The sequence below is a fragment of the Enterobacter sp. 3U4 genome (assembly GCF_057224565.1).
This window is the reverse complement of record NZ_CP136665.1, coordinates 1888249-1908722: the sequence shown is the minus strand read 5'-3', so window position 1 is coordinate 1908722 and position 20474 is coordinate 1888249. Positions and strand designations below refer to the sequence as shown.

Genomic DNA, 20474 nt, shown 5'->3' with positions numbered 1-20474 from the left:
TTCATCTCTGATGTTAAAGATGGCAATCCTCTTTTCAAGAAGAACAGTGGCATCCCGGCGAATACTTAATGGTCTGCGCATTGAGGGTTCCTGAAACGCCCCAAGAACCTTGTAGAAGTGTTCGCTTCGGTAATGTGAAGTATATTGGCCATGCTCGGCATGGCTTACAGTGTAAGGAGTGAGCTTCGAAAACGGTTCTAATCTGTATTAAACCCGCTCCAGCGGGCTTTTTTAGCGGCATATCAGTAACGAGCTCGGTAATAGAGGTTGTAAGGGAAATTAGCCATCTTTTTGTTAATCTCCCTTTTCCATAATGTAAAACCTAATGCGTTAGGGTGTACGCCATCAGCAATTGTGTATTTCAAATCAATACCGTTTTTACCGATCATACCTTTTGGCAATGGGATGACTTGGCAATTTTTGTATTGAGAACAAGTTTTATAAATCATGCGATTTGCTTCATCAAAATCAGATGAGATGAAAGGGTACTTTAAACGATTTGGAACGAATGTTTCCATAACGTAGAGTTGCTTGGTTCGCGGTGCCGCGTAATCAATTATGGCACCTATCTCGTCTCCTAGATCCTTACCACGCTGACCCTGGAGAAAATTGTTAGCTCCGACAGACACTAAAATACCGTTAAATTTTGCAATAGGAGTTTCTCTAATTTGCTTCATAACGCCATGAACTGTATCTCCGGCTATGCCCATATTTACGTAATTAACATGTAGCTTATTCTGTTTTAGTGCTTGAACAATTGAGTCACCAAAAAACAGAAAATTATCATTTGAGGCTTGAGATAGCCTCATGTTGTTAATACTTTCCGTTATCCCGTAAAAACTCTTTGGACTCTCATCAATTTGATATGGTGATTCAGCTTGTGCCAAAAGTGGCATAGATAATGCAAAAAATAAACTAATCTTCTTCATAACAACCCCTTTTAATGGAGGGATTCTATCACTTTTGCCTTTCCAGCGAATCTTGATAAATCTGATAATGTTGTGTTCTGTATTTTTATACATTTTTTTTGGTGCCTTGTGGTGTTCCATTTGCCAGCGACAGAAACGCATGCCGCCTTGGTTGCGGCCACAGAATCACTTCTACCTCCTTCTGCGAACATTGTTGAAACGCAGGAAGGTTATGATGTTATTGATAACGCATCGCTGGTTAAGCGCGAAGACACATTGCTAATCTGGTTTTGAGGCCGCCAGCAGCACGCGTATTGGGTCGGTGACGTGCTCATTACTGATGATAGCGAGGCCATCGAAGTCGAGGCGCTTGATGATGTTCGCCTGGTTGGTGTAGCTACGCATACAATTCACCCGGTTTCTTCAGACGAAAACCCCTTCATGTAGTATTCAAAATGAGCAATCAGCGCTCTTTCTTTCGAAATTTACAAATATCAAAAGCAATAGCGTTACAGGTTTAGAAACGAAGCGACCAGGGAGTAGCCAAGCAGAAACGAATGGGCATCTTGATCAGTACATCAGTCAAAACCACTGTATATAAAAACGGTATTAGAGGTATCCATCATAGAGTTCATCTACGTCGAACCGAGTGATGACCACGCTGGAGGAGATGAGTCCCAGAGTCGAAATTTACAGTATCGACGAAGCTTTTTGCGACCTGACTGGCGTTCGCAACTGCCGTGACCTAACAGAGTTTGGCAAAGAAATCCGCGCTACGGTTCTGAAGCGTAAGCATCTAACTGTTGGGGTTGGGATAGTACAGACCAAGACACTGGCCAGGCTTGCAAACCACGCCGCCAAGAAATGGCAGCGCCGCTTGTTGGCTATCGTGCCTGTAGAGGACGTATGGGGCGTCGGCAGGCGCATCAGTAAGAAGCTGAACGCCATGGGCATCAAAACGGCCCTGGACCTTTCTGAGCAGAGTACGTGGATTATTCGTAAACACTTTAACGTGGTACTTGAGTGAACGGTCCGGGAGTTGCGCGGCGAGGCATGCCTCGATCTGGAAGAGTTTGCATCAGCAAAGCAGGAAATTGTCTGCAGCCGGTCATTCGGAGAACGCGTCACCGATTACCAACAGATGCGCCAGGCTATCTGCAGCTATGCGGCGCGCGGGGCCGAAAAGCTTCGTGGCGAGCATCAGTATTGCCGCTTTATTTCTGCATTCGTGAAAACCTCTCCCTTTGCGCTTAACGAGCCATATTACGCAACAGCGCTTCAATGAAGCTTCTCACCCCAACTCGGGATTCCCGCGACATTATCAACGCCGCGGTAAAGTGCCTGGACAAAATCTGGAAGGATGGTCACCGATACCAGAAGACAGGAATCATGCTTGGGGACTTCTTCAGCCAGGGCGTGGCTCAGCTCAACTTGTTTGACGAGAATGCTCCGCGGGCCGGTAGCGAAAAATTGATGGGGTTCTCGATCATCTCAACGCGAAAGACGGGAAAGGAACGCTTTATTTTGCCGGGCAGGGCATTCAGCAGCAATGGCAGATGAAGCGAAAAATGCTTTCGCCGCGGTATACGACCCGCTTCCAGGATTTATTAATTGTTAAATAAATGCAGGACATTATTGTCAAAATAAAGTATCTTATTCAGGCACTTATAAATACTTAAATGGAATTGACATGTTAAAACCTATTCTCGCATTAGCAGTTCTTACCTTATCTGGGTGTGCAATTATCCAGGAGCCTCCAAAACATGGTACTCCTGACGCTGTATATACGACTAAGAGCGATACAAAAAGCGTTGCATTATGCATTGCTGATGTCTTTGCAGATTACGACCCTTACATTTTACCTGGCTATAAAGAAGAATTCTGGGGTTATAAGATTAATTATTCCGCCGGGCCATATGGCGAAGCTGAAATTTACAAGAAAAATAACGTTACCACTGTGAATTATTTTGATCAGAATAATTCAGACAAGAAAATGGTAAAGCATCTTAAAGACGGCATTCAAAAATGCGTAACCAAGGTGTACGACATGACTCCAGTGGGTGGTAAGCAGCCAGATGGAAGCGTAAAACTCTGGTAATACCTCTCAGGACATTACTGAATATTATCAATCAATTCAGTACTCTGATTTTTGGGATTACCAACGGCACGCGACGCTGCGTGCCAGATAAATTTGTCGGCCGGCACGGCACCGTCGGCCGCTATCTCCTCAGCTCCCTTCTCGCCTATATCCTGGCGCATCCATTCCCGGGCTGCTTCTTGTCGCCTTCTTTCTTCCATTCGAACCAGCCATCAGCAAAACAGATAGCCCGGCCTTGCTGCCAGAGAGGTTTGAACATTCGGCTGTGGTCGCCGTCTCGACGCGCGCATTAATCAGTGGCTGTTTATCCTACCACTCGGGAGCGTAACCCCAGAAAACAGGATCGAGGTGCAGCTGCTCGTCGCGTTCGCTCAGCAGCAGAACTTTGGTACCTGGTGCGACGTTGTACCGGCCAATGGGTTCCGGGTCGTATGCGATATCGCGATCGGCTTCATCGGCCAGGGAAGCCGGATATTCTTCACGGGTTTGGGCTTGTGCAAAACGTCCATACATAGAAACAAGACTGAAAGTATAGGGCAGGGAGAAAAAAGAGGTGCGCACCAAAGTCTATGATTTTGAAACAGGGGCATGATGATGTAAGACAGCGGGGCGGTAAAGCGGGGCGTTTAGAACCTGGAAGGAGCTACGCAAAAGATGAGGATTTTGGGGGCGGTTTACTCCTGGGGGCTAATATGGGGGCGACAAATTAACCGATATACTCCGACATTATCCTTATGCTGTTGGGGATATGACATTGATATTCATCTCAGTTATTGAGCATGCGGAAATTCAATAATTCATGAAAATTTATCAGAGGAAAAGCACCGTGGTCGTCACCGCGATGAACGCAATAAACAGCAGCACCATCACCGCAATCGCAAAGGTCGTGGAGTCCTGGACGTAGGTTTTTTCCTCCCCCTTCATCGGGCCGACAAGCATGATCCAGATGAAGATAAAGGTCACTGAGGCAATCACGACTGAAACGAAAAACAAACTTTCTCTCAATTCATAACCTCAACGAGAACCTTTTGGGCGCTGTGTGGGGACGTGCTACGGTGAAAATATCTTGAAACGGAAGTGATTACACCAGACCAATAAATCACAGGAATTTATCAGTCTGGTCATCAATATGCGGAGTGTTACGCCACGTTGCGGGCGTGCCCGGCAAGAACGGCAAGCGCTTCACCGTTTTCGATAGTGATATATTTACCTTTAACGGCCAGCATCCCGCTTTTCTGGAAACGACCCAGCAGACGGCTGATGGTTTCCACGGTCAGACCCAGGTAGTTACCGATATCGCCACGCGTCATCGTCAGACGGAATTCACGCGGCGAGAAGCCACGCTCGGCGAAGCGGCGGGAGAGGTTGTAGATAAACGCGGCCAGGCGCTCTTCGGCATTCTTTTTAGAAAGCAGCAGGATCATGTCCTGATCGCCTTTGATCTCACCGCTCATCAGACGCATCATCTGCTGACGCAGGTTAGGCATCTTACCGGACAGATCGTCCAGGGTTTCAAACGGGATTTCGCAAACCATTGAGGTTTCGAGTGCCTGAGCAAAGCTCGGGTGATGGCCCGTACCGATGGCATCAAAGCCCACCAGGTCGCCCGCCAGATGGAAGCCGGTGATCTGCTCATCACCCTGTTCGGTGATGGTGTAGCTCTTGATGGTGCCAGAACGGATAGCATAGAGCGATTTCAGTTCGTCTCCCGCTTTAAACAGCGTCTGCCCTTTCTGAATAGGCTTTTTGCGCTCGATGATATTATCAAGCTGATCGAGTTCATGCTCATTCAGGGTAAACGGGATACAGAGCTGGCTGATGCTGCAATCCTGGCAATGGATAGCACAACCGCCAGACTGAATGCGTCGTATAATTCGCTTTTCCGGGATCATAGGTTTGCTCAAGCCTTAATTGATATTGGTCAATTTTAACATCTTTTTGGTAAGTACGTAAGCCTGACAAACCCTCAATAAGGACAAGAGACGGCAACGTGTCGCCATCTTCTTGAAATTCCACAGCTTGATTATGGATTTTTAGCCTAACCGGTAGAAAATTAAGCACAAAAAGCCTGGGAACTAGAGCAAGAGATACCCTTCGTGACGCAGCAACCACTCTTTTCGCTGCACGCCACCGGCATAGCCTGTCATGGTACCGTTGCGGCCAATGACGCGATGGCAGGGCACCACGATGCTGACCGGGTTAGAGCCGTTCGCGGCACCCACCGCGCGAGCGGCGCCTGCGCGACCTAACTGCTCCGCGAGCTGGCCGTAATGCATGACCTGCCCGCACGGAATCGACCGCAGCGCCTGCCATACTTCGCGCTGAAAAGGGGTGCCTGCCGTGGCGGTGGGCAGCGTGTCGATGATGCTGAGATCGCCTTCGAAGTACGCCGCAAGCTTGTCGCTCAGCCCACCCGGGTTGGTGGCGCTGATGCGTTCATAACCCTGCAGGCGGTAATGAATATTGAGCAGTTCTTCCATGCGGTCGCTGTGCTCTTCCCATTCGACGGCGCGCAGATTGAACGTCTCATCCGCGATCACCCACAGCGGCCCGAGCGGCGTCGCAATCTTATCTTCGAGTAATCTCAGCATCCTCATTCCTTTAGTTCAGCCTCGGGTATATTCCCGGCCCAATCGGCAGGCCGACAAGATACCATGCCACCAGCATCACCAGCCATACCCCTAAAAAGATAAGCGGGTAGGGTAAAACCAGCGAATAGTAGGTACCCAGTTTGGCCTCGGGTTTATAGCGCTGGAGGAAGCCTAAGAACAGCGGAACAAACGGCGAAACCGGCGCCAGCGGAATAACCGAGGAGTCGGCAATGCGGAACAGGATCTGTGCAAACGCCGGATGGAAACCCAGCATCATAAACATCGGCACGAAGATCGGGGCCAGAATCGACCAGATGGCGGAACCGCTGGCGATAAACATGCACAGCAGAGATGAGAGCAGCGCCAGGCCGACAAATGCCGGTACGCCGCTTAACCCGGCCGCCTCCAGCGCGTCGGTCAGGCCCACGGCCATAAACTTGCCCATGTTGCTCCAGTTAAACATCGCCACAAACTGGGCCAGCGGGAACACCATCACGATAAAGCCCGCCATCTCCTTCATCGGCTCGATCATCAGCTGCGGCAGATCGCCCTGACGGCGGATTTTGCCGGTAGCGATACCGTAGGCGAGCGAAACAACAAAGAAGAAGAGAATAATTAGCGGCACGATGCCCTGAATAAACGGTGACGGCAGGACGGTATGTTTAACCGGATCGCGCAATATGCCGTTTTCCGGCACCACCATCAGCGCCACCAGCGCGATAAAGGCCAGCGAGACCACGCCCGCCACGCGCAGGCCAAAGCGCTGCTCTTTGCTCAGGGTTTCCAGCTTTTCATCGCTACGGCCTTCCCATTTACCCAGGCGCGGCTCGACGATCTTATCGGTAATCAGCCCGCCGACAATCGTCAGGACAATGACCGAGCTTGCCATAAAGTACCAGTTGTCGATCACGCTGACGTGCATGCCCGCATCAATGGTTTTCGCCGCCTCCGTGCTGATGCCCGAGAGCAGCACGTCGGTGGTCACGATCAGCAGGTTGGCCGTAAAGCCACAGCCCACGCCCGCAATCGCCGACAGCAGGCCCGCCACGGGATGACGCCCGACGGCGAGGAAAATCAGCGCCCCCATCGGCGGCATAATCACCAGCGCGGCGTCGGAGGAGATATGGCTGAAGAAGGCGATAAACAGCACCATATAGCTGGCGTAACGTGCGCTGACGTGAGAAGCCATCTTCACCATCAATGCGGGCAACAGGCCCACGCGTTCCGCCAGCCCGGCGCCCAGCACCAGCGCCAGAATGGCGCCCAGCGGGGCGAAACCGCTGAAGTTTTTGATGACGTTGGGTAAAAACCAGTGCAGCCCGTCAACGCTGAGCAGGTTCTTTACCGCCACCAGGCTGCCGTCGGCCGGGCTGCGCACGCTTACGTCAAAAGCGGAGAGCACGGCGGTGGCGACCATCAAAATCACAATCAGATAGATAAACAGCAGGAAAGGGTGCGGCACTTTATTGCCGATCCTTTCAACCCAGCCATAGAGCTTACCGGATGGGGAATGCGAAGGTATGGATGACATACTCATGGGCGTTCCTCGGGAGTGTTGTGTTGTTGTGTTGTGTTTTTTTATTTTAAAGGTGACGGTGTCACGCCCCGTGGGATCGGACACACGTACGGTTTTTCTTGTATTTGTTGTTCAAACTCTTCACGGCATTTTTTCAGCAGCGATGCGTCCTGCAGCAGATTGAGCGCGGTTGCGCCCATCACTTTTCCGGCCAGCAGCATGCCTTTGTGGGCAATAGAGGTTCGCCCCTGAGACACCAGTTGCCAGGTATGCAGCGGCGTGCCGACGGTAAAGCAGGGGCTGAAGCACTGGGCGACCGGCATTTTCCAGCTGACGTCACCCACGTCGGTTGAACCCGCCAGCACGTTGTCGGTGACGGCATAAGGCGCGACTTCATCCACCAGCAGCGTCTCCTGATGACGACGGGCAAAGGCTTTACCCGCGTCGCCGCCCGTTGCGGCAATATTTTTCAGGCTGTTCTGCAGATCGTTGGGCGTCAGGGTGGCGCGGATCTCGCGGGCGAAGGCGCGTTCTTCCTCGGTCCAGAGAGGCGTGCCGTAGTGCTGCAGGGCGCGATACATCGCCGCCTCGAGCGTGCGGTTCGGCAGGTAGCTGGAGCAGGCTTTATCAAAGCGACACTCGACGGTGGTTTCGGTCATCATCGCCGCGCCCTGGGCAATTTTCTCGATGCGCTCGTAGATCTGCTGCGCATCCGCCATCTCCGGGGCGCGGATCAGGTATAGCACTTCGGCCTGCGCCTGCACCACGTTGGGAGAGATCCCGCCGGTGTCGGTGATGGCGTAATGGACGCGCGCTTTCTCAATGATGTGTTCGTTGAGGAAGTTTGTGCCGGTCGTCATCAGCGTCACGGCGTCGAGCGCGCTGCGTCCCAGATGGGGGGAGTTGGCCGCGTGCGCCGCCACGCCGTGAAAACGCCAGGCGGCCTGAATATTCGCCAGCGTGCTGACGTTAAACATCCCGGCGAAGGCTTCCGGGTGCCAGGTGACGGCGGCATCGACGTCATCAAACAGACCTTCGCGCACCATAAAGGTTTTCCCGGAGCCGCCTTCCTCGCCGGGACAGCCGTAAAAACGCACCGTTCCGCTGCCGCCGTGCTGCTCCAGCCAGCTTTTCACCGCCACCGCGCCCGCAAGCGCCGCTGTGCCTAAGAGGTTATGCCCGCAGCCGTGGCCGTTGGCTCCCGGCGTGGCGGATTGCGCCGTTGCGCAGTGCGCCTGCTGGCTTAATCCGGCCAGCGCGTCGTATTCGCCCAGCAGGGCGATGACCGGTTTCCCGCTGCCGAAGCTGGCGATAAAGGCATTTGGAATACCGCCAGCCTCGCGCGTCAGCGTGAAGCCTTCTGCTTCGAGTTCGCTGGCCAGCCGTTCGGCGGACCAGAACTCTTCAAAGCGGGTTTCAGGACGATCCCAGATCGCGTCGGCAATATCGGTTAACGTCCGACATCGCGTGTCGATCGCATCGGCAATAAAAGCGTAGTTCTCCTGCATTACACACCTCGCGTCCACGGGAAATTGAGCGCAGTTCGCGCCAGCGTTTCAATGGCGATGGTCATGACCTGCTCATCGAAGTCGAATTTTTCGTTGTGATGTCCGGCGCTCAAATCCGTGCCAAACACCATATAGGACGCCATGCCGCCGTTCTCCTGCACGCGGGCCATCATCAGCGTGGCGTCCTCGGAGCCTGCTGGCGCCTTCACCTTATCGATGGCGTGAACAATACCGGAAACCCGACTCGCCTGTTCGCGCAGATAATCAACCCAGGCTGGCGTCGGCGCGCTGGACGTCGCGGCACCCATCAGGCGCATCTCGGCGCGCACGCCGTAGAGCGCCGCTGCGCCGGTAATCACCGCCTGCGCGCGCTCAAAGACGTACTGATTAATCGCTTCGCTTTCGCCACGCGTTTCAACCTTTATCAGGGCATTCGCGGGCACCACGTTGCGTCCGCTGCCCGCCTGCATCACCCCGACGTTCACCCGGGAGGCGCCTTCGCTGTGCGGGGCAATGCTGTGCAGGGCGAGGGCAGCCTGCGCGGCGGCGAGCAGGGCGTTACGTCCATCCTCCGGTTTACCGCCCGCGTGTGCGGCAACGCCGGTAAAGCTCACGTCGAACTTGGTGGTGGCCATAAAGTTATCGCTGCCGCAGATCGCCGTACCGGCGGGGACGCCAGTACCAATATGGATAGCCGTGAAATAGTCCACGTCGTCCAGCGCCCCGGCGGCAACCATGGCGCGCGCGCCGCGGGTGCCTTCTTCGGCAGGCTGGAAGATCAGCTTGATGGTGCCGTTCAGCCGGGCTTCATTCTGCTTAAGCACCTGCGCCAGCCCCAGACCAATCGTGGTGTGGCCGTCGTGCGCGCAGGCGTGCATCATTCCCGGATTGCAGGAGGCAAAACCGTCGCGGAACGGGCGATGGCTTTCATCCAGCGCTTCGCTTAAATCAAGGGCGTCCATGTCGACGCGAAACGCCAGGGTTGGGCCCGGGCGGCCGGTATTCAGGGTGGCAACAATGCCGGTAAAACCGCCTTCAAACGGCGCCAGCCATTTCTCAGGCGCGCCTTGCTTGCGCGCCCGGGCAAACTCTTGCTCCAGGGTTGCGGCATCGGGCAACCCCATCCGGCTTTCGGCATCCACCACGTCGCGACCCATCGCCAGTTCGTAACCCAGCGAGTCGAGGATTTCCGCGACTTTCGCGGCGGTACGAAACTCTACCCAGCCGGATTCCGCATAATGGTGAAAATCACGACGCCATGCGCTCAGCTGCGGGGATAACGTCTGGATGTACTGCGCCAGTGTGTCCATATCTGTTCCTGTCATCATTAAAATATGTGAACTGCTTCACGCTGTGATAGTTTTTACTTATCACTAACCGATTTTTCACAGTTTTAACCGTTCAGGAATTACCCTCGCACATCCCTTTCCATTAAAGTAGATGACAGTTTCTTTACTCTGATAAACAACGGTTATCGGTCGGGCTATGACATTCCAGATTAAATTTCATCAAATCCGGGCGTTTGTTGAGGTTGCGCGTCAGGGCAGCATTCGCGGTGCTAGCAGGACGCTGAATCTTTCCCAGCCAGCGCTGACCAAGTCCATTAAAGAGCTGGAGGAGGGCATGGCGGCGCAGCTTTTCGTACGCAGGAGTAAGGGCGTCGCGTTGACCGAATGCGGTGAGGGCTTTTACCAGCGCGCCCGGTTAATTCTGGAAGAGCTGCGAGCGGCGCAGGATGACATCCGCCAGCGGCAGGGTGAGCTGGCCGGGCAGATCAACATCGGAATGGGGGCCAGCGTTTCGCGCAGCCTGATGCCCGCCGTCATTACCCGCTTTCATGCGCAACATCCGCAGGTCAAAGTGCGGATAATGGAAGGACAGCTGGTGTCGATGATCAACGAATTACGGCAGGGAGAGCTGGATTTCACCATCAATACTTATTATCAGGGGCCTTACGACCAGGAATTTACGTTTGAAAAACTCTTCGAAAAGCCGTTTGCGGTATTTTGTCGCGAAGGACATCCGGCAACGGGGGCAACGTCGATTAATGAACTTCTGCATTATAACTGGACAATGCCGACGCCGCGGGGAAGCTATTACAAGCAATTGGAAGAAGTATTTAGCGATCGTTCGCAAATACCGCGAATTGGTGTGGTTTGCGAAACATTTTCTTCCTGTATTAGCCTTGTCGCGCAAAGTGATTTTCTAAGCATATTGCCGCAGGAGCTAGGCTGTGACCCGCTGCTGGCGCACCGCCTGGTTATGCTGCCGGTCGTCGAATCGCTTCCTAAAGCGGCCTATTATTTAATTCAGCGCCGTGATTCACGTCAGACACCCCTGGCGGAATCATTAATTACTCAATTCAGAAGGGAAGCGAGAAAATTAATCGGCTCGTAAAACAGATATTAAAAAAACAGGATCTGCCCGACATCAGACAGACCCTATAGTACACACAGCAGTGCGTCCTTTCGCCAATCCTGGGTATTATTTCCATGGGGCAGGTATATTTAGGTATAACATCTTTTTCGAAAAATGAAAGGCAGGCGAGTGATTGATTTAATGAAATTTTAACATAAATCACGTATTTTACCTTTGCTGAAATTTTAGTTAAGTCTGATTTAAGTTTATTTAATAATTACTATATATATTCATCAGGTTAATAATATTGCCAGGCATCGCCCTGTAACGGTGATTGAGGCCAGTCTCGGGCGCAGGTATAGTACCGTCCTCAGTTGTAGCCGGAGGATATCCATGAACCCTGACGACAAATCCTTTTTTCTTGACGCCATGGAAGATGTCCAGCCCCTGAAGCGCTGCGCGGATATTCACTGGCAGCCCAGCCGCAATACGCGGACGCGCCAGGAGGTGGATAGTGAACAGCTGGATAACTTCCTGACGCTGGATTTTCTTGACATGCTTCCCCTGGAAGAACCGCTGGCGTTCCAGCGCGAAGGGGTACAGCAGGGCGTTATCGATAAGCTGCGCTCGGGTAAATACGCCCGCCAGGCCAGCTTAAACCTCCTGCGTCAGCCCGCCGAACGCTGCCGTCAGATGCTCTATTCTTTTATTCGCCAGGCCGGACGAGACGGGTTACGCAATCTGATTATCATTCACGGGAAAGGGCGCGAGCAGAACTCGCATCCCAATGTGGTGCGCAGCTATCTGGCGCGCTGGTTAACCGAGTTTGAGGAAGTGCAGGCCTTCTGCGTGGCGCTGCCGCATCACGGCGGCAGCGGGGCATGTTATGTTTCACTGCGAAAATCTGATGAAGCAAAACAGGAAAACTGGGAGCGGCACGCCAAGCGCAGCCGCTAGCGGGCGATATCCTCGCCCGCCTGAAACTCAGAAGGTTTCCCAGTTGCTGTCGGTGGCGGCGGTTGTTGTTGCCGGGCGCAACAGCTGGGGCGTCTTCACGCTGGCCGGGCGCGGGGTGACCGCTTTTTCTTTTCCGTTCAGACGGAACGCGGCTACCGCCTGGCGCAGTTGTTCGGACTGATCTTCCAGCGCCGCAGCCGCCGTGGCGGACTCCTGCACCAGCGCGGCGTTTTGCTGCGTCACGCTGTCCATCTGCGAAACGGCCAGGCTCACCTGCTCAATACCGCGGCTCTGCTCGTCAGAGGCAGAGGAAATCTCGCCCATGATATCGGTCACGCGGGTAACGGCGGCGACGATTTCTTTCATGGTGGTGCCCGCCTCGCTGACCTGCTCAGAACCGGTATTCACCCGGCTGACGGAGTTCTCGATAAGCCCTTTGATCTCTTTCGCCGCCTGCGCGCTGCGGCTCGCCAGCGTACGGACTTCACCTGCAACAACCGCAAAACCACGGCCCTGTTCCCCGGCGCGTGCCGCTTCCACCGCGGCGTTAAGCGCCAGAATGTTGGTCTGGAACGCGATGCTGTCAATCACGCCGGTAATATGCGCAATTTGCTGCGAACTGTCGGCGATTTCGTTCATGGTGCGAACCACGTTATCCACGACGTGACCGCCGCGCGCGGCCGTTTCAGAGGCGTTTTTCGCCAGCAGCGTGGCCTGACGGGCGTTATCGGAGTTCTGTTTAACCGTTGCGGTCAGCTCTTCCATGCTGGCGGCAGTCTCTTCCAGCGAGGCGGCCTGCTGCTCGGTGCGGGCGGAAAGATCGTTGCTCCCTGCGGCAATTTCACCTGCGCCGGTGTAGATGGAATCGGTACTTCCACGTACGGCGCTGACGGTGGTCACCAGCGACTGCTGCATCTCATGCAGTCCGGCGGCCAGCTGACCCATCTCGTTGCGGCCAGAGATTGCGATATCCTGCGTCAGGTCGCCCCCTGCAATGGCGCGAATATGGTTCATAATGGAGTGGAGCGGTTTTAACAGCAGGTGTTGTAAACCCTGCCAGATGACCACCAGAACCGCGATAACGGCCAGCAGAATAGCCGCAAGCGTCCACTGCATCTGCGTGAAGCTGCTCTGGTTCTCTTCGGTTGCGGCCTTCAGCAGGGTGTTGTTTTCGGCGCGCCAGCGGTTATAAACCGCTTCCATATCGTCCTGCGCCTGCTGGGCGTCCAGATCGCCATAGGCCTGATAGTTATCGGCGCGCAGATACTCAATCGATAAACGCATGACTTCGTGCATCTGATTCCAGGATTTCTGCATCTCGTCGGTTAATGCCGCCTCCTGGCCCTTAACCTGCGGCAATTTCTGCCACTCTTTGTTATAGGCTTCGGCTTTTGCCAGCGAGTCGCTTGCCGTGCCAAGCAGTTTATTGATCGCCGCAAGGGAAGCCGGGTCACGCTGGTTTTTCAGATAGCGGATCGCCACGCGGGTGACGGTGACGCGCGTTTTCACCAGCGTGTTCACGCTATCGCTCAGGCTTTCCTGCTGGGCATTGAGCACGCCGGAATTCTGGAAGTTATGGCGATCGTTGCTGACGGCAGAGTAGAACAACCCTCCCGTGACAACTTGCAGCAGACAGAATATGGTGAGGGCAAAGATAATACCGGTAATCACGTGCAAATTTTTCAGCATAGCGGTCGTCCGTTAGAAAGGATGCAGAGGTACACCAATACTATCGTCGTATAGAATTTAAACTTTAATTTAACTCGCGCTTAACTAAGGGCTCCGGTGAGGAACCTGTTGTAAATCCGGATCATTTTTATGAGGAAGGTCAACATGAGCAGCATTGATAAAAGCGGGACGTACGCGCTCGGGACGCGGACGGTTAAAAGACTGGGCTACGGTGCGATGCAGCTCGCCGGGCCGGGCGTCTTTGGTCCACCGAAGGATAAGCAAGCCGCGCTGGACGTGCTACGCGAAGCTGTGGCGGCGGGGGTGAACCACATTGATACCAGTGATTTTTACGGCCCTCATGTCACTAACCAGCTGATCCGCGAGGCGCTTCATCCGTACCGGGACGATCTGACGCTCGTCACCAAGATTGGCGCCCGTCGCAACGACAAAGGCGCCTGGCTGCCGGCCTTTTCCGCGCAGGAACTGACGCAGGCGGTGCATGACAACCTGCGCAATCTGCAGCTGGACGTGCTGGACGTGGTGAATCTGCGGATCATGTTCAGCGCACACGGGCCGGCGGAAGGGTCGATTGCTGAACCGCTCTCCACCCTGGCAGAATTACAGCGGCAGGGGCTGGTGCGTCATATTGGCCTGAGCAACGTCACGGCTACCCAGGTTGCGGAAGCCCAGAAGATGGTCCCGGTGGTGTGCGTACAGAACATGTACAACATTGTGAACCGGGGAGATGATGCGCTGGTTGATCTGCTGGCGCAGCAGGGGATTGCGTATGTGCCGTTCTTCCCACTGGGAGGCTTTACGCCACTGCAATCTTCCGGGCTGAAGGCCGTCGCGGATTCACTGGGCGCAACGCCAATGCAGGTAGCGCTGGCATGGCTGCTGCAGCGTTCCCCGAATATTCTGCTGATCCCGGGGACCTCTTCCGTGGCGCATCTGCGGCAAAACCTCGCGGCGGGGGAACTGCAGCTGCCGCCTGACGCGCTGGAAACATTGAATACGCTGATGGACTGATCGTCACAGGCGCAAAGCCCGACATGCGCTTCCGGGCTTTGCGCGTTTTAAATCTTCTGACACTTCAACGCGTTTGGGTTCGCTTCCGGAAATGGCCTTGATCCCTGGCTATAATCCGTAATACTGTATTTATATACAGTATCTGGCGAGAAAGGCATTATGGACACTCTCTTTTCTTATCACCCAAACCAATCTATTGAATTACCGTTGTTTGCAGAGCGTGTAGCCTGTGGTTTCCCCAGCCCGGCGCAGGATTATGTGGAGGATCGTCTCGATCTTAACCGGCTGGCAGTGAGACACCCCAGTGCGACCTATTTTATCAAGGTGAGTGGAGACTCCATGATTGGCGCGGGGATCGGCGACGGCGATCTGCTGGTGGTTGACCGCTCGTTAAATGCCGAACATGGGGACATCGTTGTGGCGTCGGTCGCCGGTGAGTTTACGGTGAAGGAGCTACAGACGCGCCCGGTTCTGAGGCTATTGCCACATAACGCCCGGTATCAGCCGATTACCTTTCAGTCCGAAGAGGAGCTGCAAATCTTCGGTGTCGTCACCCACACGCTTAAAACGCATAAACATGTTCGCGCTGGTTGATGTGAACAGCTTCTATGCCTCCTGCGAGAAGGTATTTCGCCCCGATCTTGAGGGGAAGCCCATCGTGGTGGTGTCCAACAACGACGGCTGCATTATTTCACTGTCGCGGGAGGCAAAGCAGTTCGGCATAAAAATGGGTGAGCCCTATTTTAAATTCAAAGAGAAGCTATACCCGTCGCGGGTTTACGTCTTTAGCTCGAACTATGCGCTGTATGCCGATCTCAGCAGTCGGGTGATGCAGACGCTGACCGATCTCGCTCCGGCCATAGAAATTTACTCGATTGACGAGGCGTTCGTGAACGTTTCAGGGATCGGTAACTGCCTTGCACTGGAAACGTTCGGACACCAGATGCGCACGCAGGTCTTAAAAAATACGGGCTTAACCGTTGGCGTCGGCATTGCCCCGACAAAAACGCTGGCAAAGCTGGCCAACTATGCGGCGAAACGGTGGGCCAGTACCGGCGGCGTGGTCGAACTGTCGGGCCGCGAGCGGCAGCGTAAACTGCTGGCAAAGGTTCCGGTAGAGGAGGTATGGGGCGTAGGGCGGCGCATCACGAAAAAACTGAACGCGATGGGGATTACCACGGCGCTGGAGCTGGCGGAGGCCTCCTCGTGGGTCATTCGCAAACATTTTAACGTGGTGCTGGAGCGTACGGCGCGCGAGCTTCGCGGTGAGCCCTGTCTTGACCTGGAAGAGTACACCCCCACGAAGCAGCAAATCATCTGTAGCCGTTCGTTTGGACACCGTATTACGCAATATGAAGAGATGCACCAGGCGATTTGTGCCTATGCGGAACGCGCCGCAGAGAAACTGCGCGGCGAGCATCAATACTGTCGTTTTATCAGCGTGTTTGTGCGCACCAGCCCGCATGCTGACAACGAAATTTATTACGGCAATCAGGCTTCCGTCACCCTGATGACGCCCACCAATGACTCGCGGGATATCATCCGCGCCGCCACGGAGGCGCTGGGGCGGATATGGCTCGACGGGTATCGCTATATGAAGGCCGGAGTCATGCTGGCGGACTTTTTCAGCAGCGGCGTCGCCCAGCTTAACCTGTTTGACGATAATCGCCTGCGCGCCAACAGCGCGGCGCTGATGGAGATGATCGACAGCGTAAATCACTCCGGCAAAGGGAAAATATGGTTTGCCGGGCAGGGAATTGAGAAATCCTGGGCGATGAAGCGTGAGATGCTGTCCCCGGCCTATACGACGCGGTACGCGGATTTACCGGTGGCGAAGTAGAGGATGGCTGCGTTATTTCTTTTGCGCCAACCAGGTTGCCGCAGCCGTCAGTACGCCGATCCACGGCATTTGGCCCGCTCCGGCCAGAAAGTTATGGCGATCGATCTCATTATTTTTGCGGATATCCGCAAGGCGGGTCAGCGCCTCTTTTTCATCCGCAGCGCCGATCTCCTCAAACTGTTTATCAAACCCCTGAGCGATGAGCTGAGCAGCCGCATCGGTGTTTGCGCTCTCAATCGCAATGAGGTTCGGGCCTTTTTGGAAAAAACGGTAATCCGGCATAAGTGCTCCAGAAAGAGGGTATACGGTAAAAACACTCTATTCTTTGCGGTTAAAAAATGCACGTGATTTACGGCGAAAACAATCAGTTTTTCTTTATTATTTCAGGCAGTAACTGCTCAATCACGCTGACGACCTTTCTGACGCGTTGCGGTATAAAGCGGGCATCTGGATAGACGGCGTAGAGAAAGCGATCGGGTAACCGCCAGTCGGGCAGCACCGGTACCAGCGTGCCGGTTTGCAGCGCGCGTGTCACGAGCGGCTGCTGCATGCCGCCGATACCAATGCCGGACTCCAGCGCCTGTAGCAGCGCCTCACTGGTGTTGGCACGGAAAACGGTATTCACGTTGACCTCGACCGTCTCCTCGTCAGACATCAGGCGCAGGGGAGCACCCAGCGGAATGCCGCTGAACCGCACGTGTGGCAGCGTCGCCAGCTCGCTGACGGCGCGTACCGCCTGAAAGCCGGGGGCGGCAAACAGCTTGGTTTCAATACGCCCCAGCACGCGAGCCGCGTGCGCCTGCGGAGGCTCGCTGCTCAGCCGTATCGCGACATCCACGCCCTCCGTCACCAGATCGGCAAGGCGGTCATCCAGGGAAAGCATCAGCTGCAGTTCGGGATGCAGACGCTGCAGCGCCAGCAGATGCGGCAAAAAAATCTGCCCCAGGCCGCTCGGCAACTGGACATGGACGCGTCCCTGAACGCTATGATCGACAGGATGTAAACGCCTCTCCGCTTCCCCTATGGCGTCCAGCACAAGCTGCATATCACGCCGGTAACGTTCACCCTGTTCGGTCAGCTTCATCGTACGCGTCGTACGGTGCAGGAGTACCACACCCAGCGATTCCTCAAGCGCCGCGATCTGTTGACTGACGGCGGACTGCTTAATACCGGTCTGACGGGCAGCCGCTGAAAACGAGCCCGCTTCAGCGACGCGCAGAAAGGTAGAAATGGCATTGAGCTTATTATTCATTTAATGATTCTGCTTATAAGTGCCATCAGTTTCAGGGGATATCTCCAGAAAAAATAATATATCACACTGCGTCTGTCACCCTTTCCGGAGAAACACCATGAATAATAGGCAACAACACAACGTCGCCCTGGTCGCGGGCGCCAGCGGCATTGTCGGCAGACAGATGGTCAACACGCTCCTGCACCATCAGTGGCAGGTGATTGGCCTTAGCCGCCATGCCGGGTCGCATCCTGACGGCATTCCGATGGTCAAGATCGATTTACTGGATGAAAAGGACAGCGCCCGGGCGCTGCGATCCCTGGACGGTGTCACCCATCTCTTTTACAGCGCCTGGGCGAACGCGCTGAACTGGGAAGACATGGTTGAGCCGAACGTCACCATGCTGCGTAACCTGGTCAGCACCCTCGAAACAGCGGCACCGCTGCAGACGGTAAGCCTGATGCAGGGCTACAAAGTCTACGGTGTGCATCTGGGGCCGTTTAAAACGCCGGCGCGCGAAAGCGATCCCGGCGTACCGGGTGCCGAATTTAACGCCGCGCAGCTCGCGTGGCTCAGCCAGTTTCAGCGGGGGAAAGGCTGGCACTGGAATGCCATCAGGCCGGGTGTGGTGGGGAGCGCGGTGCCGGGCAATGCCATGAACCTTGCGCTGAGCATCGCTCTGTACGCCTCCCTGTGCAAGGCGCTGGGGTTACCGCTGCGTTTTCCCGGTTCAGAACAGACCTGGCACAGCATCGTTGACCATACCGACGCCGGGCTGCTGGCCGAGGCCACATTGTGGGCCGCCGCGTCACCTGCGGCACAGAATCAGGCCTTCAACGTAAACAATGGCGATATATGGCGCTGGAGCGAGCTCTGGCCGCGCATCGCACGCTGGTTTGACCTGGACTCTGCACCGCCGGTGAGGCTGTCATTTCATCAGCTGTTTACGGACTATCGCGGCGTATGGCGCGAGCTTGCCGGAGAGCGGCTGGTGGAAGCGGATATTCTGCAGCTGAGCGACGGGCGGTTTGCCGATTTTGTCTTTAGCTGGAACTACGACATGTTTGGTGACGGGAGCAAGCTGCGCAGGGCGGGCTTTACGCAAATGCAGGCGACGGATGAGATGTTTTTCCACCTGTTCGCGCAGCTGAGAGCCGCGCGGATTATTCCCTGACCGTAAGGGTTGTTGTCATCAACGATCGGCGCGTTATACTCACGCGTTAAAATGAATGTATTGTGGGGCAGGGATATGCACGAAAGTCTAAAATTGATATCAGTCGCTCTGCCCCTCATTGCGCTTCTCATTCTGTTAAGCTTTTTGGTCAGACGCATTCGCCAGGCAAAACGTATCATTTCAGAACGTAACGGGATGAAAAAGATATCTGCCAACCCCTCAATATTTGGCGGGAATGCAGGTAAAACCTGGTTTTATGATGACCAGTTTTTATATGAAGTTAAAAACAACGCCACCCGTAAAATTGCGCTGGCTAACATCATTAAAATCAGACCGGGGAATACAGAGATAAACAGCAGACGGGTCTGGATTGTTATTTACCGTGATGGTGTTAGTGAAAAGCAGGTGCAGTTTTATAACAATCTCACCCTATGGAATCATAACTTCACGGCTTTTCTGGCGGCGATAAAAAGTGCCAATCCTGACGCTGTCATTAAAGAACGCTCATTCCTCAATCTATGAAAAAGGACCGCAGACGCTTTGCGGACGCCGCACGCGGGCAGCGTCCATAGCATCAGGGTTAAGAGCTTACTCAACCGTTAACGCATCGACAACCTCGGCCACGCTTTTCACGCTGCGGATATTCCCGATCCCCGTGCCGAGCGCGATATAACCTTCATCGGTATTATTTTCCAGCATGCCCAGGCGCAGGCCTCGTAATCCTCCCATCGCCTTGCCCAGCGCTTCGTTGCTTGCGCCTGCTATATCCATCGCCGCCAGTTTTTCCGCCAGCCTGCCGGGAAGAGAACGATAGTAGTGGGGAACGGTACGGAAAAGCAGCAGGTCCAGGCCGTTGGCGGCAACAATTTTCTCTTTGACCTCCTGCGGCACGCGGCTTTCTTCGGTGCTGATAAAGACCGAACCGGCAAACACGCCTTCCGCACCTAACGCATGCGCCGCTCTGGCGGTGCGATTATCGGTAATACCGCCCGCCGCCATCACCGGAACATGCTTCACGGCGTCGGCAATCAGCGGCACGATGGAAAAGGTGCCCAGCGCCGTTGCGGGTAGCGTCCCGCCCTCGTCAAAACCGGTGGCGACGATAATGTCTGCCCCCAGATCTTCTGCGAGACGTGTGTTCTCCGGCGTTGGGTTGATGTCGCGGTAGATAATGGCGATACCCGCCTCTTTTAACTCATTGAACAGCGCGGGAATAATGCTGCCTTCCCCGTAGCCCGTATACACAACGACCCTGACGCCTTCCTCTTTTACCACCTTAAGAATTGGCCCGGTCCAGACGTCATTAACGGCGGTGGGGATCAGGTTCACGCCGAAGGGTTTTTCGGTCAGCCGTTTGGTTTTCCGAATTTCCTCCCGCATTTTTTCGGCGGTCGCTTCCGGGGTGGAGACCGCGGTATCGGCGGTTAACCCTGCGTTGGGGCCCAGCACGCCGAGTCCTCCGGCATTGCTGACCGCGGCAACTAAGCGGGCATCGGTAAGCCAGGATAACGGTCCCTGAATAACAGGCTTTTCGATACCCAGGATCTGACAGATACGGTTATTTTTCATAGCAGACTCTCCCTTACGTTTGAA

The 20474-nt window shown here is 54.6% G+C and carries 20 protein-coding genes and 2 pseudogenes; 9 read left to right on the top strand and 13 right to left on the bottom strand.

Annotated features, from left to right (window positions below; translation table 11 throughout):
* Nucleotides 1–242: 242 nt before the first annotated feature.
* On the bottom strand, nucleotides 243–1070 hold the full coding sequence (locus RVY89_RS08965; RefSeq protein WP_484827584.1) for an SGNH/GDSL hydrolase family protein: 828 nt from the start codon (nucleotides 1068–1070) through the stop codon (nucleotides 243–245).
* 117 nt (nucleotides 1071–1187) lie between these two features.
* Nucleotides 1188–1313, bottom strand: coding sequence for a hypothetical protein (locus RVY89_RS08960; RefSeq protein WP_484827583.1), 126 nt, complete (start codon nucleotides 1311–1313; stop codon nucleotides 1188–1190).
* A 235-nt stretch (nucleotides 1314–1548) separates the two neighbouring features.
* Between RVY89_RS08960 and umuC (RVY89_RS08955) the strand changes: the two are divergent.
* Together umuC (RVY89_RS08955) and RVY89_RS08950 are read left to right on the top strand one after the other, a co-directional pair.
* Nucleotides 1549–2530: pseudogene (gene umuC / locus RVY89_RS08955) on the top strand (translesion error-prone DNA polymerase V subunit UmuC); the annotation flags it as partial.
* A 68-nt stretch (nucleotides 2531–2598) separates the two neighbouring features.
* Nucleotides 2599–3006, top strand: a complete 408-nt coding sequence (locus RVY89_RS08950; RefSeq protein ID WP_484827582.1) for a hypothetical protein — start codon at nucleotides 2599–2601, stop codon at nucleotides 3004–3006.
* 14 nt (nucleotides 3007–3020) lie between these two features.
* On the opposite strand, the pseudogene RVY89_RS08945 reads toward RVY89_RS08950, so the two are convergent.
* From RVY89_RS08945 to RVY89_RS08915, 7 genes and pseudogenes are all read right to left on the bottom strand, one after another.
* Nucleotides 3021–3519, bottom strand: a pseudogene (locus RVY89_RS08945) (SOS response-associated peptidase family protein).
* 297 nt (nucleotides 3520–3816) lie between these two features.
* The gene (locus RVY89_RS08940) at nucleotides 3817–3999 is read right to left on the bottom strand and encodes a hypothetical protein (protein WP_014883604.1); all 183 of its coding nucleotides are present in this window, start codon (nucleotides 3997–3999) and stop codon (nucleotides 3817–3819) included.
* A gap of 146 nt (nucleotides 4000–4145) precedes the next feature.
* The gene (fnr, locus tag RVY89_RS08935; protein ID WP_006174991.1) at nucleotides 4146–4898 is read right to left on the bottom strand and encodes a fumarate/nitrate reduction transcriptional regulator Fnr; all 753 of its coding nucleotides are present in this window, start codon (nucleotides 4896–4898) and stop codon (nucleotides 4146–4148) included.
* 183 nt (nucleotides 4899–5081) lie between these two features.
* Nucleotides 5082–5597, bottom strand: coding sequence for a methylated-DNA--[protein]-cysteine S-methyltransferase (gene ogt / locus RVY89_RS08930; protein ID WP_045401311.1), 516 nt, complete (start codon nucleotides 5595–5597; stop codon nucleotides 5082–5084).
* 10 nt (nucleotides 5598–5607) lie between these two features.
* The gene (gene abgT / locus RVY89_RS08925) at nucleotides 5608–7134 is read right to left on the bottom strand and encodes a p-aminobenzoyl-glutamate transporter (RefSeq protein ID WP_484827581.1); all 1527 of its coding nucleotides are present in this window, start codon (nucleotides 7132–7134) and stop codon (nucleotides 5608–5610) included.
* Between the two features lie 41 nt (nucleotides 7135–7175).
* Nucleotides 7176–8621 carry a M20 family metallopeptidase gene (locus tag RVY89_RS08920; protein ID WP_484827580.1) on the bottom strand — a complete coding sequence of 482 codons (1446 nt, stop codon included), beginning with the start codon at nucleotides 8619–8621 and terminating at the stop codon, nucleotides 7176–7178.
* On the bottom strand, nucleotides 8621–9931 hold the full coding sequence (locus tag RVY89_RS08915; RefSeq protein ID WP_484827579.1) for a M20 family metallo-hydrolase: 1311 nt from the start codon (nucleotides 9929–9931) through the stop codon (nucleotides 8621–8623). The genes RVY89_RS08920 and RVY89_RS08915 overlap by 1 nt, the downstream gene beginning before the upstream one ends.
* 175 nt (nucleotides 9932–10106) lie before the next feature.
* Here RVY89_RS08915 and RVY89_RS08910 point away from each other — a divergent pair, with 175 nt between their 5' ends.
* The gene (locus RVY89_RS08910; protein ID WP_484827578.1) at nucleotides 10107–11018 is read left to right on the top strand and encodes a LysR family transcriptional regulator; all 912 of its coding nucleotides are present in this window, start codon (nucleotides 10107–10109) and stop codon (nucleotides 11016–11018) included.
* Nucleotides 11019–11372: 354 nt separating this feature from the next.
* The gene (gene smrA, locus RVY89_RS08905; protein WP_371897603.1) at nucleotides 11373–11936 is read left to right on the top strand and encodes a DNA endonuclease SmrA; all 564 of its coding nucleotides are present in this window, start codon (nucleotides 11373–11375) and stop codon (nucleotides 11934–11936) included.
* Between the two features lie 27 nt (nucleotides 11937–11963).
* On the opposite strand, the gene tcp is transcribed toward smrA, so the two are convergent.
* The gene (gene tcp / locus RVY89_RS08900) at nucleotides 11964–13625 is read right to left on the bottom strand and encodes a methyl-accepting chemotaxis citrate transducer (RefSeq protein ID WP_484827577.1); all 1662 of its coding nucleotides are present in this window, start codon (nucleotides 13623–13625) and stop codon (nucleotides 11964–11966) included.
* A gap of 144 nt (nucleotides 13626–13769) precedes the next feature.
* Between tcp and RVY89_RS08895 the strand changes: the two genes are divergently transcribed.
* The 3 genes from RVY89_RS08895 to umuC (RVY89_RS08885) all read left to right on the top strand — a co-directional run bounded on the left by RVY89_RS08895 (nucleotide 13770) and on the right by umuC (RVY89_RS08885) (nucleotide 16476).
* On the top strand, nucleotides 13770–14636 hold the full coding sequence (locus RVY89_RS08895; protein WP_484827576.1) for an aldo/keto reductase family oxidoreductase: 867 nt from the start codon (nucleotides 13770–13772) through the stop codon (nucleotides 14634–14636).
* Nucleotides 14637–14795: 159 nt separating this feature from the next.
* Nucleotides 14796–15230, top strand: a complete 435-nt coding sequence (gene umuD / locus RVY89_RS08890; RefSeq protein ID WP_024909162.1) for a translesion error-prone DNA polymerase V autoproteolytic subunit — start codon at nucleotides 14796–14798, stop codon at nucleotides 15228–15230.
* Nucleotides 15214–16476 carry a translesion error-prone DNA polymerase V subunit UmuC gene (gene umuC / locus RVY89_RS08885; RefSeq protein ID WP_484827575.1) on the top strand — a complete coding sequence of 421 codons (1263 nt, stop codon included), beginning with the start codon at nucleotides 15214–15216 and terminating at the stop codon, nucleotides 16474–16476. Before umuD ends, umuC (RVY89_RS08885) begins: the two co-directional genes overlap by 17 nt.
* Nucleotides 16477–16488: 12 nt before the next feature.
* Here umuC (RVY89_RS08885) and RVY89_RS08880 read toward each other — a convergent pair whose 3' ends face one another.
* On the bottom strand, nucleotides 16489–16758 hold the full coding sequence (locus tag RVY89_RS08880; protein WP_484827574.1) for a hypothetical protein: 270 nt from the start codon (nucleotides 16756–16758) through the stop codon (nucleotides 16489–16491).
* Nucleotides 16759–16840: 82 nt separating this feature from the next.
* Nucleotides 16841–17728, bottom strand: coding sequence for a LysR family transcriptional regulator (locus RVY89_RS08875; protein ID WP_484827573.1), 888 nt, complete (start codon nucleotides 17726–17728; stop codon nucleotides 16841–16843).
* 97 nt (nucleotides 17729–17825) lie between these two features.
* Between RVY89_RS08875 and RVY89_RS08870 the strand changes: the two genes are divergently transcribed.
* Together RVY89_RS08870 and RVY89_RS08865 are read left to right on the top strand one after the other, a co-directional pair.
* Nucleotides 17826–18881 (top strand): SDR family oxidoreductase, encoded by a 1056-nt coding sequence (locus RVY89_RS08870; RefSeq protein WP_484827572.1) that lies wholly within the window; start codon nucleotides 17826–17828, stop codon nucleotides 18879–18881.
* A gap of 75 nt (nucleotides 18882–18956) precedes the next feature.
* Nucleotides 18957–19403: a hypothetical protein gene (locus RVY89_RS08865; protein WP_484827571.1), complete on the top strand. Its 447-nt coding sequence runs from the start codon at nucleotides 18957–18959 to the stop codon at nucleotides 19401–19403.
* A 66-nt stretch (nucleotides 19404–19469) separates the two neighbouring features.
* Here RVY89_RS08865 and RVY89_RS08860 read toward each other — a convergent pair whose 3' ends face one another.
* Nucleotides 19470–20450 carry an NAD(P)H-dependent flavin oxidoreductase gene (locus RVY89_RS08860; protein WP_484827570.1) on the bottom strand — a complete coding sequence of 327 codons (981 nt, stop codon included), beginning with the start codon at nucleotides 20448–20450 and terminating at the stop codon, nucleotides 19470–19472.
* Between the last annotated feature and the right edge of the window lie 24 nt (nucleotides 20451–20474).